At 67.2% G+C, this 16,978-nt stretch carries 14 protein-coding genes; 7 read left to right on the top strand and 7 right to left on the bottom strand.

Features of this window, described 5'->3' with window-relative positions:
- Positions 1-27: 27 nt before the first annotated feature.
- From lnt to LGR64_RS24095, 4 genes are all read right to left on the bottom strand, one after another.
- A complete protein-coding gene (lnt, locus tag LGR64_RS24110) occupies positions 28-1,668 on the bottom strand; it encodes an apolipoprotein N-acyltransferase (RefSeq protein ID WP_141830426.1) in 1,641 nt (546 codons plus the stop codon).
- Positions 1,669-1,742: 74 nt separating this feature from the next.
- Entirely contained in the window at positions 1,743-2,624 is an 882-nt protein-coding gene (locus tag LGR64_RS24105; protein ID WP_013804259.1) for an HlyC/CorC family transporter, read from the bottom strand.
- 106 nt (positions 2,625-2,730) lie between these two features.
- Positions 2,731-3,456 (bottom strand): GNAT family N-acetyltransferase, encoded by a 726-nt coding sequence (locus LGR64_RS24100; protein WP_141830428.1) that lies wholly within the window; start codon positions 3,454-3,456, stop codon positions 2,731-2,733.
- Positions 3,457-3,593: 137 nt separating this feature from the next.
- Positions 3,594-4,076 carry an Lrp/AsnC family transcriptional regulator gene (locus tag LGR64_RS24095; RefSeq protein ID WP_012203199.1) on the bottom strand — a complete coding sequence of 161 codons (483 nt, stop codon included), beginning with the start codon at positions 4,074-4,076 and terminating at the stop codon, positions 3,594-3,596.
- Between the two features lie 375 nt (positions 4,077-4,451).
- Between LGR64_RS24095 and LGR64_RS24090 the strand changes: the two genes are divergently transcribed.
- Both LGR64_RS24090 and phhA read left to right on the top strand, forming a co-directional pair.
- Complete coding sequence (locus LGR64_RS24090; RefSeq protein ID WP_081816118.1) at positions 4,452-5,534, top strand: Bug family tripartite tricarboxylate transporter substrate binding protein; 1,083 nt, start codon at positions 4,452-4,454, stop codon at positions 5,532-5,534.
- Between the two features lie 64 nt (positions 5,535-5,598).
- Entirely contained in the window at positions 5,599-6,495 is an 897-nt protein-coding gene (gene phhA, locus LGR64_RS24085) for a phenylalanine 4-monooxygenase (RefSeq protein WP_141830430.1), read from the top strand.
- Here the strand turns inward: phhA and LGR64_RS24080 are convergent.
- The gene (locus LGR64_RS24080; RefSeq protein ID WP_141830432.1) at positions 6,444-7,442 is read right to left on the bottom strand and encodes an esterase/lipase family protein; all 999 of its coding nucleotides are present in this window, start codon (positions 7,440-7,442) and stop codon (positions 6,444-6,446) included. The genes phhA and LGR64_RS24080 overlap by 52 nt on opposite strands.
- Before the next feature lie 170 nt (positions 7,443-7,612).
- Here LGR64_RS24080 and LGR64_RS24075 point away from each other — a divergent pair, with 170 nt between their 5' ends.
- The 4 genes from LGR64_RS24075 (at position 7,613) to LGR64_RS24060 (ending at position 13,667) form a co-directional block, all read left to right on the top strand.
- On the top strand, positions 7,613-9,313 hold the full coding sequence (locus tag LGR64_RS24075) for an AMP-binding protein (protein WP_034390222.1): 1,701 nt from the start codon (positions 7,613-7,615) through the stop codon (positions 9,311-9,313).
- A gap of 85 nt (positions 9,314-9,398) precedes the next feature.
- Positions 9,399-10,370, top strand: coding sequence for an MBL fold metallo-hydrolase (locus tag LGR64_RS24070; RefSeq protein WP_230357177.1), 972 nt, complete (start codon positions 9,399-9,401; stop codon positions 10,368-10,370).
- Positions 10,371-10,606: 236 nt separating this feature from the next.
- Positions 10,607-12,907, top strand: coding sequence for a catecholate siderophore receptor Fiu (locus LGR64_RS24065; RefSeq protein ID WP_141830436.1), 2,301 nt, complete (start codon positions 10,607-10,609; stop codon positions 12,905-12,907).
- A gap of 79 nt (positions 12,908-12,986) precedes the next feature.
- On the top strand, positions 12,987-13,667 hold the full coding sequence (locus tag LGR64_RS24060; protein WP_034390215.1) for a Fe2+-dependent dioxygenase: 681 nt from the start codon (positions 12,987-12,989) through the stop codon (positions 13,665-13,667).
- Positions 13,668-13,681: 14 nt separating this feature from the next.
- On the opposite strand, the gene LGR64_RS24055 is transcribed toward LGR64_RS24060, so the two are convergent.
- Positions 13,682-14,245, bottom strand: coding sequence for a DUF4124 domain-containing protein (locus tag LGR64_RS24055; protein ID WP_141830438.1), 564 nt, complete (start codon positions 14,243-14,245; stop codon positions 13,682-13,684).
- 108 nt (positions 14,246-14,353) lie between these two features.
- Positions 14,354-16,333, bottom strand: a complete 1,980-nt coding sequence (locus LGR64_RS24050) for a lytic transglycosylase domain-containing protein (protein WP_088166003.1) — start codon at positions 16,331-16,333, stop codon at positions 14,354-14,356.
- 15 nt (positions 16,334-16,348) lie between these two features.
- Between LGR64_RS24050 and LGR64_RS24045 the strand changes: the two genes are divergently transcribed.
- Positions 16,349-16,921: a 5-formyltetrahydrofolate cyclo-ligase gene (locus tag LGR64_RS24045; RefSeq protein ID WP_012203191.1), complete on the top strand. Its 573-nt coding sequence runs from the start codon at positions 16,349-16,351 to the stop codon at positions 16,919-16,921.
- Positions 16,922-16,978 lie beyond the last annotated feature (57 nt).

Below are 16,978 nucleotides of genomic sequence, written 5' to 3'. Positions count from 1 at the left end.
CACGCCGACCCAGGTCGCGGGCCTTGGCTACAGGCCCTGGACCGGCCGCTTGCGGCGCCTGATCCACGCCACCGCCAGCACCGCCAAGGCAGCCAGGCACAGCGGCACCAGACCTGCCGCGTGTACCCAGCGTGCGAATGGCGTCAAGGCCTCGCGCCCCTGCACGCTGGCCTGCAGCACGGCGCGCTCGTAAGGCACCAGCGCCTGCGTGACCACACCCCGGTGGTCGATGGCAACCGTGGCGCCGGTGTTGGTGGCGCGCAGCATGGGGCGCTCGAATTCCAGCGCGCGCATGCGGCTGATGGCCAGATGCTGGTCGATGGCCACGCTGTCGCCAAACCATCCGATGTTGCTGAAATTCACCAGCACCGTCGGCGCCGTCGCCGCGTTGCCGAAATGCGCACCCAGCTCCTCGCCAAACAAATCCTCGTAGCAGATGTTAGGCGACAGGCGCTCGCCGGCCCAGGCCATGGAGGGCTGGCCCAGCGCGCCGCGGTTGAAGTCGCCCAGCGGTATGTTCATCATCTGCGTGAACCAGCGGAACAGCGGCGGGATGAACTCCCCGAAGGGCACCAGATGGTGCTTGTCGTATTGGTAGTCCTGGATCTGGCCGGGCTGCCAGCCCACGACCGAGTTCGTGTAGCCGGCCTCTTCCGACCCCAGGGGGATGCCCAGCAGCGCAGCCTGCCGGCCGTCCTTCTTCAGATACGGTTCGCGCAGCAGGTCCAGGTATTCCTCGGGCAGTTGCTGGGGCAGCAGGGGAACGGCCGTCTCAGGCGCCACGACCAGTTGCGCGGTGGCCGCGCGCAGCTCGCGCCCGTACCAGCCCAGCGCCAGCGGAATGCCGCTGCCGGCCTCGAATTTCTCATCCTGCGGGATATTGCCCTGCAGCAAGGCCACGCTCAGCGCCGGCCGTTCGGCCGACGGTGCATTGATGGCGGCATCGCGAAGCCACCACAGCCCGCCCCAGGCCAGGACCAGCGCCGCTGCAGTGGCCACCAGGCGGACGGGCCGGAGACGCTGTCTGTCCAGCAAGGCAGCCAGCCCATATGCCAGCCAGGCCGCCACGGCGCCCGTGCCATAGACGCCAATCCAGCGCGGCAGCACGGACAAGGGGCCTTCCACATGGGCATAACCGCCCGCGCCCCAGGGAAAGCCGGTCCACAGCCAGCCACGCGCCAGCTCGGCCAGCAGCCAGACGGCGGAAAACAGCAGTGCGCCACCCGCCGCACCAGCAGGGCGCAGCCTTTGCCAGCCCCAGGCGGCCACCGCGTAGTAGCTGCCCAGAAACGCCGCAAGCGCCAGCACGGCGGCAACGGCCAGCGGCGCAGGCAGGCCGCCATAGACATGCATGGAGATGAACAGCCACCAGAAGGTGGCCACCAGCCAGGCCGTGGCGAACAGCATGGCACGCCCTGCCGCCTGGGCCGGACGCTGCGCCGTCTGCAGGGCGCGCGCCAGCACGGCCAGCGACAGAATTTGCAGCCACCACAGCGGGCGGCCATAGCCGCCGATGAGGCTCAGCGGCCCGTCACCTTGCCCGCGCGCCCAGGGCCAGGCCAGCGACAGGGCCTGTGCCGCACCCGCGACAAGCAGCAGCACGCCATGGGCGAACCGGCCCATGCGCCGGCCGTCTTGCGAGAAAGCGGAAGAACTGGACAGGGGCATCGGCCGGTTGTGCGCAAAAAGAGGTAGGTCTCGGGTGAGAGAGGTCCAGCCAAGGGCAGGTTCAGGCGCAGCGCTCAGCTGCGCAGCAGGCTGTCGGCAGCGGGATCACGCACCACCTTGAACCAGCGCACGGCGCCGCCCTTGGTGTGCAGCACGGTGAATTCCAGGCCCGCCAGATGGATCTGCTCGCCGCGCTTGGGCACATGGCCCATTTCGTGGGCGATCAGGCCGCCGATGGTGTCGAACTCATCGTCGGGATCGCGGGCATGCAGGGCGACCTCGAAGGTCTCGTTCACATGCTCGATGGTGGTGTCGCCCGCCACGCGGTAGCTGTTGTCGGCCAGGGCGAAGATGTCGCCCTCGTCCTCGGGAATGTCGAACTCGTCCTCGATCTCGCCGACGATTTCCTCCAGCACGTCCTCGATGGTCACCAGGCCCGCCACGCGGCCGAACTCGTCGATGACCACGGCGAGGTGGTTGCGGTTGCCCCGGAATTCGCGCAGCAGATCGTTCAGGCCCTTGCTCTCCGGCACGAAGGCGGCGGGGCGCAGCAGGGCGCGGATGTTCAGGTCCGGCGAACGCTGCAGCTTGAGCAGATCCTTGGCCAGCAGGATGCCGATGATGTTCTCGCGCTCGCCCTGGTAGACCGGAAAGCGCGAATGGGCCGTGGTAATGACCTGGTGCAGCAATTCATCGAACGGCGCGTCGATGTTGACCAGGTCCATGCGAGGGGCTGCGACCATGACGTCGCCGGCCGTCATGTCGGCCATGCGGATCACGCGTTCGAGCATGACGCGCGACTCGGGGCCGATGACCTGATTGTCCTCGGCGTCGGCCAGGGTCTCGATCAGCTCGTCGGGAGAGTCGGGGGCCGGGTGAATGAACTCGGCCACCTTTTGCAGGAAGCTTCGCTTGCTTTCCTTCTCGGAAGAGCGCGCAGGATGGGGGTCGGACACTGTCTTGGAGTGCAGGACGTGCGGTAGTGAAACAAGCTGCAAGGATAGCGGATTGCTCCGTCACCCCTGCATGCGCTGCGCCAAATCCCCTTGCGGCGTTTTGCGCTTATTCGCCGGCCTGGTGGCGGCCATCCTGCACGCCACGGCGGATTTCCTGCACGTCGGCCAGGAAATCCCAGAACTGCTTGGCCTGCTTCTTGAACTGGTAGTCCACCTCGCCGATGTGCTCGGTCATCAGAGACGCCATGTGCGTGTCGATGCCCGCGGGCGGCAGTTGCAGGTAGGCCTCGGATTCGGAACCATCGCGCTCGATGGTGGCGCCGGCCTTGCGCGCAATCCTGAGCATGGCCGTGTTCTCCGACAGCGCGTGGATGAACATCATGGACACGCCCTTGGTGCGTGCATGGATCACGGCGCGGTTGAACAGGCGCCCGCCATAGCCACGGCCACGTGCCTGCTTGAGCACGGAGACGCCGAATTCGGCGCAGCTCTTGTGCTCGGGATGCGAGGCAAAGGCCAGGTGCGCCATGGCGATCAGTTCGAGACGGCGGTTGTAGATGCCGAAGATGTCATCGCGCTCGAAGTCGAGCTGCATGGCATAGCGGCGGACCTGCTCGTCGCTGGCGGCATAGCCGAAGCGCAGGTAGCGGTCGCCTTCATCGAGCTTGAGCAAATGCGCCACCACGCGCTCGCGGTGAGACGGGCCCAGCGAGCGAATGGGCACCATGGACGCGGAGCGCCCATCGGGACGGTGCGGCTGGCCTGCGCTCGCACGCAACATGTCCCGGCCGGCCTGCCAGGACGCCTTCAACCAGTCTTTGGATGCATTCATGGCTCAAATATAGGTAAAAACCCGATGTCGAGCAACGGAGATATTGCAATGCAACAAAACCGTAAGGTTTTGGCATGCAAACCAATTTTCCCTCCCTACACCTCTCGACGGCCAGGCCCCTGTCCGAGCCTTCGTGGCTACAGAGGCACCGCCGTGGTCACCTTCACCCGGTCCATCACGAAGCTGGTCTTGCAGTCCTGCACGCTGGGGTGCTTGAGCAAGGTGTCCATGACGAAGCGCGTGTAGTGCTGCATATCGGCCACGACCACGCGCATCAGGTAGTCCATTTCGCCGGTCAGTGACACGCATTCCACCACCTCGGGCCAAGTCTGCACGCTGGCGCGGAACACGTCCATGGGGTTGCGCTTGCTGGTCTCGGTGTACTTTTCCAGGCGCACGTTGAGATAGGCGGTCAGCCCCAGGCCCACCGTCTCGGGCTGGACCAGGGCCACGTAGCGATCGATCACACCGCCGTCTTCCAGGCGCTTGACCCGGCGGAGCACGGCGCTGGGAGACAGGCCGACCTGCTCCCCGATGACGTCATAGGTTTCCCGGCCGTTGGCCTGCAGGCGGCGCAAAATGGCCCGATCCAGTTTGTCGATGTTGTGCGTGGCGCTCATGGCGGTGGACTCGTAAATAAGTACGGATTTCTTCAGGGTTAACCCGAATTAACCAGTTAAATTGCGATAAACGAAAGAATTCCGCAATTTTCATGCATTTCGCATTTTCCCTCCACGGGCAAACGGCAAAAAGCTGAAGCCCCTCCCGCCTACAGTGACAGCACCGATCGAGAAGACGCAGGCGCCGGCCATGGCGCCCGTCCGACTGTCCTGCACTGAACTGGCCGGAGATCCCCATGAATGCCCCGCTGAACCAGGCTGCCGCCCAGGCCTGCGCGCAAACAGTCAAGCGCCAACGGGACATGCATCGTCCACGCCTTCCGGCCTGCCCACGCTGCCTATACTGCGGGGATCGCCTCCATTTCGCTTCACGCCATGACGCCCCGCCACGACGCCAACCGCGCCATGTCACGCCATGCCCGAGCGCCTGCGCCAGCCGGCCCGCAGCCGTCGGCCCGGTTGGCGCGGCGCAGCCTGCTGGCAGCACTGGCCGCCCTGCCCTGGCTGCCTGCGGCGGCGCAGGCCCAGCAGCCCTCCGCCGCCCAGACGCGCGATGCGAAGTCCGACTCCCTGACCCTGATCGTTCCCTACGCGGCCGGCGGCCCGCTGGACCGCACGGCACGGCCGCTGGTCGAGGCCAGCACCGCGAAGCTGGGAGCCATCCAAATCCTCTATGTGCCGGGCGACGGCGGCGCCAAGGGCTCCAACATGGTGGCCCAGGCCACCGCCCAGGACCGCTTGCTGCTGATGGGCGCGGCCGCCACCCATGCCGTGCTGCCCTGGCTGCAGCCCCAGCTGGGCTACGACCCGCTGCGCGACTTCCAGCCGCTGGTGCTGGTGGCGCGCATGCCCAATGTGCTGGTCATGCGCAGCGATCTGGCACGCCAGTGGCGCATACGCACGCCGCTGGACCTGCAGCGCTTTCTTGCCAAGCACCGCCAGCCGCTGCGCTATGCCTCGGGCGGGCCGGGCAGCAGCGGCCACCTGTCGGGCGAGATGTACCAGATGCTCACGCGGCTGCCGCTGCTGCACCTGCCCTTCGGCGGCACGCAGCCGGCACTGTCGGCCCTGCTCGACGGATCGGCCGACCTGCTGTTCGACAGCCTGGCGTCTTCGCTGCCGCATATCCGCGCAGGGCGGCTGCAGGCCCTGGCCGTGACCACGCTGGAGCGCGCGCCCCTGCTGCCCGAGGTACCCAGCCTCAACGACACGGTGCAGGGCTTCAACATGGCCAACTGGTTCGGCCTGTTTGCGCCGGCCAGCTGGCCCGCGGAACAGGCGCAGCGCCATGCCGCCGCGTTCTCGCAGGCCATGCGCAGCCGCCCGGTGCAGGACACCCTGTCCGCCATGGGCGTGCTGCCCGAAGAACTGCAACTGCAGGAGTTCGCGCGCTTTGTGCGTTCCGAGCACAGCAAATACGGCCTGCTGGTACAGGCCGCCCGAATCCGCCAGCTCTGAGCCGCGCAGGTGCCTTGCCTGCCCCCGGCCCGGGGCGGCAATGACAAGATCCTTGGAGAGCACCATGATGAGCACCGCAGCGACCCCCACCTCGTCCCACGCCCCCGCCCACGCCCCCGGTGTGGCACCCGTGGTCTACGGCCAAGCCGACCGCCCCCCGCGCGGCGACTACAGCCGCGCCAGCGGCGACTACACCTGCGCGCAGGACTACGACGCCTACACCGAGGCCGACCACGACACCTACCGGCGCCTGTACGAGCGCCAGTCCGCCCTGCTGCCGGGCCTGGCAAGCCAGCACTTCATCGACGCCCTGCCCTCGCTGGGCGCCAAGGACCGCATTCCGCGCTTCGAGGAAGTCAACGAGCGCCTGCGCCGCGCCACGGGCTGGGAGATCGTCGGCGTGCCTGGGCTGATTCCCGAGGTGCCCTTCTTCTCGCTGCTGGCCAACCGCAAATTCCCGGTCACGGACTGGATCCGCAAGCCCGAGGAGTTCGAGTACATCGTCGAGCCCGATGTCTTCCACGACCTCTTCGGCCATGTGCCGCTGCTGTTCAACCCCGTCATCGCCGACTACATCCAGGCCTACGGCCAGGGCGGGCTCAAGGCGGCCGAGCTGGGCGCCTGCGAGATGCTGTCGCGCCTGTACTGGTACACCATCGAATTCGGCCTGATCCGCGAGCAGGGCGGCCTGCGCGCCTATGGCGCGGGCATTCTCAGTTCATCGGGCGAACTCAACTACTCGGTGCGCAGCCCCGAGCCGCAGCGCCTGCCGCTGTCGCTGGAGCGCGCCATGCGCACGCTCTACAAGATCGACAGCTACCAGCACACCTACTTCGTGATCGACGACCTGCAGCAGCTGTTCGACCTCACGGCCGCCGATTTCGAGCCGCTGTACCGCCAGCTGCGCGATCAGCCCACCGTCGCGGCAGATGCGCTGCTGCCGGGCGAGGTCGCTCTGTAGGAATCGGCGCTGCAGGAATCTGCAGCCTGAAGCCGCTCGCGCAGCGCCAGGCAAAAGCGCCAGACGCGCTCGTCGAACACCAGCTGCACGTGGGCCACATCGTCCAGGCGGTGCGCATCCTGCCCCGGCAGCGTGGCCACGGGGAATGGAAAGACGATGTTGTCGCAGCAGCTCCACCAGCAGCTGAAGGGCACGTCCGAGGGCGGCGGCCCCAGGCGCTGCAACCAGGGGCTGTCCGTGCGCATCTGCAGCGCCGGCAGGCCATGGGCGAAGCGCGCCATCCAGGTGCCACGGTGCGGGGTGGCCAGCGTCACCACATGGGCCGCCAGTTGCGGGCGCTCCTGCGCCGACAGTTGCCCCAGCCAGGCCCGCACCACCAGGCCGCCCATGCTGTGCGCCACGATCAGCGGAGCGCGCCCCGTGGCCTGGGTCATGCGGCGCGCGCAGGCGTCAAGGTCGGCCACCATGGCGTCGATGGATGCGCCATGCGCCGGCTCCAGCGTCATGGCCGCGCAGGCAATGCCGCCTTTCTTGAGCCGCCGCAGCCAGGGCGCCCAGACCGCGCGGTTGCAGAAGAATCCGTGGACCAGCACCACGCCCACCTGGCCCATCACACCCACTTGGCCGGTGGTGCCGCCCTCAGGCCAGCCATCGGCCTCGGCACGGGCGCGAAACGGCAGTCGCCAGCCAAACACCTGCACGGCCAACCGCCACTCGGCCAACCAGGCTGCCGCCACCGTGCGCCATGACGGCACGGGCGCGCCCGCCTTGCGCACCACGCGGCGCATCAACACCATCTGCAGGCCCAGGTGCAGGCCCGGCCAGCACAGGCCCAGCAGCGCCCCCGCCAGCGCCAGCCCGGGTGAACGCGGCCACCACCATGCCAGCCAGGCCGCGGCGCCCGCCAGCGTGCCCAGCGCCACCATTTGCAGAATGCGTGCGTTCACGGCAGCCCGTCCCCAATGAAAAAAGAAGCCAACGTAGCACAAGCCCTAGGACAACCCCGTGTAGACCGCAAAGCACCCGCCTGACCAGAATCGGCCGCAGCGGTGGCCGGCCGACCGGCGCCTGCAACTTCGCTGTCCCCCTGTCTTCCCAGCAACCCAAGGTACCCTGCATGGACGCTGCGCCCTGGCTCAAGAACTATCCCGCCGATGTGCCTCACGAGGTGCATCCCGAGCAATACCGCTCGCTCACACACCTGCTGGAGGAGGCCTTCACCCAGCATGCGGACCTGCCCTTCTCGGTCTGCATGGACCGCTGGATGAGCTACCGCGAGCTGGACCAGCTGTCCACCCGCCTGGGCGCCTGGCTGCAGGGACTGGGCCTGGAGCCCGATGCGCGCGTGGCCATCATGCTGCCCAATGTGCCGCAGTTCGCCGTGAGCATGGCGGCCGTGCTGCGCGCCGGCTACACCTGCGTCAACGTCAATCCGCTGTACACCCCGCGCGAGCTGGAGCACCAGCTCAAGGACTCGGGCGCCACGGCCATCATCATCCTGGAGAACTTCGCCCACACCCTGGCCGACGTGATCGAGCGCAGCGCCATACGCCATGTCTGCGTCACGGCCATGGGCGATCTGCTGGGCGGCATGTACGGCAGCTGGATCACCTTCGCCGTGCGCCACCTGGCCAAGATGGTGCCGGCCTACAGCCTGCCGCTGGACGGGGCGGGCGGCACAGTGCGCGAGGTCACGACCTTTTCCCAGGCGCTGGCGCGCGGCGCCCAGAAAGAGCTGCGGCCCAGCCAGGCGGGGCTGGATTCGGTGGCCTTTCTGCAGTACACGGGCGGCACCACGGGCCTGTCCAAGGGCGCCGTGCTCACCCACCGCTGCATCGTGGCCGCCACGCTGCAGGCCCATGCCTGGTTCACGCCCGCGCTGCATGGCCGCGTGAAGGCCCAGGACACGCACATCATCGCGGCGCTGCCGCTATATCACATCTTCGCGCTCACGGTGAGCCTGTTTGCCATGCGCATGGGCGCCAGCCTGAGCCTGATCCCCAATCCGCGCGACATCCCCAAGTTCGTCAAGGTGCTGCAAAAACGGCCCTTCCACATCCTGCCGGCCGTCAACACCCTGTTCAACGCCCTGCTCAACAACGCCCAGTTCCGCGAGCTGGACTTCTCGCAACTGCGCGTGTCGCAGGCCGGGGGCATGGCCGCCAGCGAGGGCACGGCGCGCCAGTGGCAACAGGTCACGGGCAGCGTGATGATCGAAGGCTGGGGCATGAGCGAGACCTGCGCCATCGGCACCAACAACCCCGTCATCACCACCTCCTTCAGCGGCACCATCGGCCTGCCGCTGCCGGGCATCTCTATCGCCATCAAGGACGACGAAGGCCGCGACCTGCCCATGGGAGAGGCCGGCGAGCTGTGCATCAAGGGCCCCAACGTCATGCGCGGCTACTACAACCAGCCCGACGAGACCGCCAAGGCCTTCACGGCCGACGGCTACATGCGCACCGGCGACATCGGCGTGATGGACCAGGAGGGCTTCACCCGCATCATCGACCGCAAGAAGGACATGATGGTGGTCAGCGGCTTCAACGTCTATCCGAACGAGCTGGAGAACGTGATCTCCATGTGCCCCGGCGTGCTCGAATGCGCAGCCGTGGGCGTGGCCGACGAGCGCCAGGGCGAGGCCATCAAGGTCTACGTGGTGCGCAGCGACCCGGCACTGACTGAGGATCAGGTGATGCGCTTTTGCCATGACCAGCTCACCGGCTACAAGCGCCCGCGCACGGTGGAGTTCCGCGACGAACTGCCCAAGACCAACGTAGGCAAGATCCTCAGGCGCGCCCTGCGCGATCCCGCCTGAAACCCGCACGGCCGCAGCTGTAGCCCACGCGTCAGCCGTGGCTGCCTGCGGCTGTTAGCCTCGGGCCAAAACCGCCCACCTCCTCATGACAACCTCCGCCCCAACCAGCGACAGCGCCGCGCTGCCCCCCGGCATGACCGTGCTGGAGCGCGGCTGGCTGTCGGCCAACAACATCGTCTTCGCCGCCGATTCCGATGCCCCTGTAGACGACCCGCAGGACGACGGCGCTGCCGTGGTCGATACCGGCTACGTCAGCCATGCCGGGCAGACCGTGCTGCTGGTCGAGCAGACGCTGGCCGGCCAACCGCTGGCACGCATCCTCAACACCCATCTGCACAGCGATCACTGCGGCGGCAATGCTGCCTTGCAGGCGCACTGGCCGCAGGCCAGAACCTACGCCGCACCGGGCCAGGCCGCCTTCGTGCGCGACTGGAACCCCGCTGCACTGAGCTACACGCCCACCGGCCAGGAATGCCCGCAATTTGCGCTGACCGGCGTGCTGCAGCCCGGCACCAGCGTGCGGCTGTCGGGGCGCGACTGGCAGATCCATGCCGCGCCCGGGCACGATCCGCACTCCATCATCCTGTTCGAGCCCGCCAGCCGCACCCTGATCTCGGCCGACGCGCTCTGGGAAAACGGCTTCGGCGTGGTCTTCCCCGAGATCGAGGGCCTGAGCGCCTTCGACGAGGTGGCCGCCACGCTCGACGTGATCGAAGGCGTGGCACCGCTCACCATCGTCCCCGGCCACGGCAGCGTTTTCACGGGCGTGGCCGCCGCGCTGGACACGGCGCGCCGCCGCCTGGACGGCTTTGTGCGCGCCCCCGAGCGCCACGCGCTCTACGCGGCCAAGGTGCTGCTCAAGTACCGGCTGCTGGACTGGCAGCGCATACGCACCACCGATCTGCTGGCCTGGCTGGCCGCCACGCCCTACTTCGGCATGCTGCATGCGCGGTATTTCTCTGACCAGCCCCCTGACGATTGGGGCCGTGCGCTGGTGGACGCACTCGTGCATTCCGGCGCGGCGCGGCGTGAGGAGGAATGGATCCTCAATGCCTGAATGTCGCCCAACCGCCCAATAGACAAAAAGAAAATTAAGACCTTTCCTATAGTTTTTGCAAATCACAATGACTAGCATTTGTGTATCAGCAAAGGCATCCGGCCATCCACGGCCACCCCTGCAGGCTTCTCGCCCACGCTGATCAGGAGCAAGCTCCAGGTCTGCCAAGCGACGCTCCGCGTCCAGCCGCCCCCCCGCCAGCCAGCATTCAATCTTGCACAGCGAGGGAGGCGGGCATGGCTCACCACACCAATCACATCACCGGCCGCAAGCACTGCGCGGCTGCGACACGGCCGCATGCCGTGGGCATCGCCGCCACGCTGATGGCACTGAGCCTGCCGATGCAGATCCAGGCGCAGCCCACCATGCCAGCTCCGCTGGACCTGACACTCAGGGAAGTCCAGGTCCGCGACCGCCATGACGGCGGCTACAAGGCGCAAAAGGCAGCATCCCCAAAGTTCACCCGCCCACTGGTGGACACGCCCCAGACCCTGTCGGTGATACGCCGTGAAGTCATGGAGGAACAGGAAGCGACCACCTTGCAGGAAGCCTTGCGCAACACGCCCGGCGTGACCCTGTTGCTGGGAGAAGGCGGCAACTCCAACAGCAAGGACAACATCTTCATGCGCGGCTTCGACACCACGGGCAGCATCTTCATCGACGGCGTGCGCAACCTGGGCAGTTCGGTGCGCGACACCTTCAACATCGAGGACATCGAGATCGTCAAGGGCGCCTCGGGTTCCGAGTACGGGCGCGGCGCGCCTTCCGGCAGCATCAACATGCGCACCAAGCTGCCGATGCTGGGCGATCTGTCGCAGATACGCCTTGGCACCGGCACCGCCGACACCAACCGCACCACTGCAGACCTGAACCGGCAGCTCGGCGACACCGCCGCCCTGCGTCTGAACGCCATGGTCCAGAGCAGTGGTGTCGCAGGCCGCGACTTCGTGCGCAACCAGGGCATGGGCATGGCGCCATCGCTGGCCCTGGGTCTGGGCACGCCCACACGCTTGCTTGCCGACATGCAACTGCTGCAATACGACAACCGGCCCGATGGCGGCGTGCCCACCGTGGGACTGCCGGGCTTCTACAACGGCGCACTGTCCGCACTGGGCCTCGGGGACGTCCGCCCCGTGGACCCGTCCAACTTCTACGGCAGCCTGGGCGACTTCAGCAAGACCGAGCTGAACCAGGCAACCGTGCGCTTCGAGCACGACCTGTCGGCCGGCACCACGGTGCGCAACATCACGCGCGTGGGGCGCAGCAAGATCGACCAGCTGCTCACGGGCACCTCGGGCATCGTCAGCGACGGAAGCGGCGCGAGCGCCGTGGGTCGCCCGGACCCCGCCACCTGGACCGCCTCACGCTCGCGCCAGTTGCGCTGGCAATCCAACCAGTTGTTCACCAACCAGACCAGCCTTTCATCGAACTTCAGGAGCGGCGGGCTGCAGCATGCGCTGAGCGCGGGCCTGGAGCTGATCTACGAGAAGCAGACCTCCCGGGGGCGCACGGGCGCAGGCGCCATGGCGCCCGCCAATCTATACGATCCCAGCGTCAGCGATGCGATCACGGGCCAGGACATCCGCTATACCGGCCAGCTCAACGAAGGCGATACCAAGACCCTTGCGCTGTACGCCTTCGACAGCATCGAGTTCAGCCCGCAGTGGCAGCTCAACGGTGGCCTGCGCTGGGACCGCTACCGCAGCGCCAATGACAACACCACGGCGCCCAATGCCAGCACGGGTGCGCAGACCACCACCCAGTTGGGCAGCAGCGGCAGCCTGCTCAGTGCCAAGCTGGGACTGGTCTTCAAGCCCGTGGAGTACGGCAGCATCTACGCCGGCATTTCGACGTCGCAGCAGCCGCCGGGCGGCAGCAACTTCGCGCTCAGCGCCACCGAGGGCAACATCAACCACTCCGCCATGGACCCCTCCAAGGCCACCAACCTGGAAATGGGCACCAAGTGGGACATCCTGGACAGGCGACTGCTGCTGACGGCCGCGCTGTTCCAGACCACGGTGCGCAATGACCTGGGCACCCGGGACAGCGTCACCGGCGTGGTCACCCAGTACGGCAAGAAGCAGGTCAAGGGCATTGAGCTGGGCGCCGTCGGCCAGATGACACCGGCCTGGAACATCACGGCCGGCCTGGCGCGCATGAACACCAACATAGCGCAGGGCACGTCCTCCCAGACCGGCGCGCACCTGAACTGGTCGCCCAGGCTGAGCTTCACCAGCTGGAGCACCTACCGCTTCGGCAACGGACTGACCCTGGGCGGAGGAGCCCGCTACATGGACAGGATGGCACGCCTGGTCAGCAACTCCGCCGTGCAGGCCACCACCAATATGCCCAGCGCCCAGGCCTACTGGGTGTATGACGCCTTCATGGCCTACGAGGTCAGCAAGAACCTGCGCCTTCAGCTCAATATCTACAACCTGGCCGACAAGAAATACGTGGCCAGCCTCAACAACGGCGGCGCGCGCTACATCCCGGGTACGGCACGCTCGGCCAGACTGGTCGCGACGCTGAAGTTCTGAATGCAAGGGCCGGGCACCCGGCCATCGCCCCCGTCAGCCCCTCTCCCCGCCGGGGCTTCCCGATGCAAGGACATACACCATGATGCTGCACATTCCCCATGTGCTCACGCGCGAGCAGGTTGCCGCCATCCGCTCGGCCATCGATGCCGCCGACTGGGTGGATGGCCGTGCCACGGCAGGCAGCCAGGGCGCCCGGGTCAAGCGCAACCGCCAGTTGCCCGAAGACTTGCCCGTGGCACTGGAGCAGGGCCGCATCATCGAGCAGGCGCTGGCGGCCAATGCGCTGTACTTCAGTGCCGCCTTGCCCGCGCGCACCATGTCGCCGCTGTTCAACCGCTATGCGGACAGTGAAACCTATGGCCTGCACGTGGACGGTGCGGCGCGGCGCCTGCCAGGCGCGCAGCAGTGGATGCGCACCGATGTGTCCTGCACCCTCTTCCTCTGCGATCCCGAGGACTACGACGGCGGCGAGCTGGTCGTGGTGGACACCTACGGCACGCACGAGGTCAAGCTGCCGGCCGGCGACCTGATCCTCTATCCCTCCACCAGCCTGCACCGCGTGGAGCCCGTCACCCGGGGCGAGCGCGTATGCGCCTTCTTCTGGGCGCAAAGCATGGTGCGTGACGACACACGCCGGGCCATGCTGTTCGAGATGGACCAGACCATCCAGCGCCTGCGCGAAAAACTGGGCGAGACCGATGAAACCCTCAGCCTCGCGGGCCACTATCACAACCTGCTGCGCATGTGGGCGCAGACCTGAGGGATCGGATCGCTTCAGGGCTTGTGCTTCTCGGCACAACCGATCAGGTGGTTGTAGCTGCTGGACATGCACTGGTACATGGCCTTGGAGCGGCCCGTGGCGGCCTGGCAGTCGGCCACCGTGGCATGGGTGCGCGCCTCGCGGAACTTGCCCGCAGTTGCATCGAACTGCGCCTGGGTGATGTAGCCGCCCTTGACGTTCTTCTGCCCGTTCTCGACCATGGTGTCCACCTGGCTGCGGATGTTGTCCACGGCGGCGGCGCAGTTCAGCGGCACCTCCTTGGAGTCGACCTTGCTCAGGCCCTTGGCCACGCCGTCCGCCAGCTCGCGCACCTGCTTGGGCAGCTTCTTCGTGCCGTCGGGATTGCGCTCTTCGCCAAACCGGCCCGAGCCTGCGCCCGAGCTGCCATTGGGCGACACCTTGATCTGGCCGGCATCAGCCTGGTCGGTGGGCAGCTGCGATCCGTAATGCGTGCGCCCCTCCGCGTCCACCCATTTGTAGACCGGCTGCGCTGCCGCCGTACACGCCCATGCAAGACCCAGCGCGGCCCAGGCCGCGCGGCTCCATGTTGTTGTCATTGTTGAAACCCCTGCGGTATCCGGGGCCGCGGCATGCGGCCCGCCTGTCGGTAACCAAGTGTAGCAACGCCAGGCGACGCTGCACCCCGCAGGAATGTCAAGTGCGGCTCAGGGCAGGTCCTTGCTGGGGTCGGGCGTGGCTGCATCGCGGGGGCCGATGGTGCCCAGGCGGCTCTTGAGCGACTGGGGCTGGCCCGTGATGAGCGCCGCGTAGTTGGTGGTGTTGGACAGCACCTTCTTCACGTAGTCGCGCGTCTCGGTGAAGGGAACGTTCTCGGCCCAGATGGCGGCGTCGAGCACCGGGCCGTTGCGCCAGTTGCGCGGGCGGCCGGGACCGGCGTTGTAGCCGGCCGCAGCCAGCGCCATGGAACCGTCGAAATCGTCCAGCGCTAGCTTCAGATAGGCGGTGCCGATGGTGATGTTCACCTCGCGGTCATTGATCATGGACGGGGAAAAGTCCGTCATGCCGATCTTGCGCGCCGTCCAGCGGGCCGTGGCCGGCATGACCTGCATCAGGCCCGAGGCGCCCACGCCCGAGCGGGCGTCCATGATGAAGCGGCTTTCCTGGCGGATCAGGCCATAGACGTAGGCCGGGTCCAGGCCGATGGAGCGCGAGCGCGCCAGCACCGTGTCGTGGAAAGGCATGGGAAAGCGCTGGTTCCAGTCGGCAAAGCTGCGGGTGCGCTCGCTGGTGTTGATGCAGCGGTCCCAGACCTGCTGCTGGCAGGCCAGATCGGCGGCGGCCAGCAGTTCGCGGTCGCTCATGCCGCCGGCCTGGTGCAGGTTGGTGGCGTAGTTCCATTCGCGCACGCCTTCGCTGCGCAGGCCGTTCTGGATGGCGTAGAGGCCGCGCACCAGGCTGGGGTTGGCGCGGGCGGCGGCCTTCTCCTGTGCCGTGGGCGGCGCAGGCGGAGGTGGCGCCGCCACGCGCTGGCCGATATCCTCCAGCGCCAGCTGCTCGTAGAAACTGCCGGGGCCGGCCATGTCCTCCAGCAGTTGGCGCGCCTCGGAGCGCTCCTGCTCGCTGGGGCGGCCTGACAGCAGGGCACGCGCCTTCCAGTAGGTCCAGGTGGGATCGGTACGCTCGGCACCCATGGCGTCGATGGCGCGGCGCACCGTGCGCCAGTCGCCGGCGCGCAGCGCGGAACGCACCTTCCAGCCCAGCAGTTCATCGCTGAGGTCGCCGTCCTTGCGCACCTTGCCGAAATAGGTCGCCGCCTCGGGCTGCAGCTTGAGTGCTGCCTGCTTGCCGATCACGCCCCAGGCCCAGTTGTTCTCCTCGGCCGTCAGCCGGGCACCCCAGCCGCCTTCGAGCTGGGTGGCCGCCGCCGCCGGGTCGCTGGAGGCCATGCGGATCAACGCCAGCAGCGCCAGCTCCTTGGGCACGGCACCGCGCACGCGCGTCTGTCCGGCCAGGTACTTGGCGGGCGAGGCAAAGACCTGCGCCACCTGGGGCAAGGCCTCGGGAGCGACGATGGCCACCGCATCGCGCGTGGCCTTCTGGCGATTGGCCTCGGCCGCCTGGCGCGCCTTGCGCCAGACTTCGGGTTCGCTGATCTGCTTGGCCGCGTACAGCTCGCCGGCGGCGTAGGTGCAGCCGTCGTCGGCGTCGCGCTGGGCCCACCACAGGTCGCGCACCTGCTGGCCCAGGTTGGCAGCAGGCTGGCCCTTGATGCTGTCGATCAGCAGGGCGTAGCAGCTGACGGAGCGGTCATCGCGCATGCGAAATGCACCATGCACCTGGTCGAACATGCCCCAGTCGCGGCGCTGCCCCAGCAGCAGCAGCCAGTCGTTGCGCAGCCGGTCTTCCTGGTAGGTGCCGGGCCAGCGCTTGAAAAACCCCAGAATCTCATCGGCACTGGCTTCATCCAGCCGGGCCTTGAGTTCCCAGTACGCGGCCCAAGGTTCGAGCACATGGCCACGCGCAGAAGGCAGCAGCTGCGTGAGCTTGGCCTTGTCGCCTTTGCGGAAGGCCTGCTGCATTTCCAGCAAGACATCGTCGCCACGGTTTTGCGCCAGCGCAGGCGTGGCTGCGGTGGTCCAGAGGGAAGCCGCCAAAAGCGGTGTCAAAATCTTCAGCCAGTGCATGGAGGAAATTATCTGATGGACAAAGCAGCCCTGCGCCGCAGCTTGATAGACCAGCGCCTCAATCTTCCCGACCGACTGCAGCGCGCCGACGCACTGCAACAGGTCATGCGCTTTTGGCTGATACAGCGGCCCGACACCGTGATCGGCGCCTATTGGCCGATCAAGGGAGAGTTCGATCCGCTGCCCGCGCTTCACCGCTGGAAGGAAGATGGCGAGCTACAGGGTACCCCACAAAGGCGCCGAATCGGACTGCCGGTGATTGACAAGCAGCGTAAGACACTCAGCTTTCACGCCTGGTACCCGGGCTGTCCCATGGAAGAGGATGCCTACGGCATTCCCAAGCCCAAGGACACCGAGACCCTGACCCCCACCCTGCTGTTCGTGCCCTGCGTGGGCTACGCGGCCGGCGGCTACCGCCTGGGCTATGGCGGGGGGTTCTACGACCGCACCCTGGCCGAACTGCAGCCCAAGCCCTTCACCGTGGGCCTGGGCTACGGCTGCGGCTATGTGGACGAGTTCGAGCCCGAGCCGCATGACCTGCCGCTGGATGCCATCCTGAATGACCATGGGGTCGTCTGGCCGGTGTAGAAAAAGCACCCCCTGAGGCGCTGCACGCCTTCCCCCTCTCTACTTGCTTCGCAAGGG

Source organism: Delftia sp. Lp-1 (assembly GCF_020523835.1).
GTDB lineage: Bacteria > Pseudomonadota > Gammaproteobacteria > Burkholderiales > Burkholderiaceae_C > Comamonas > Comamonas acidovorans.
Note: the sequence above shows the minus strand (reverse complement) of the source record. Positions and strands in the feature narration are given on the sequence as shown.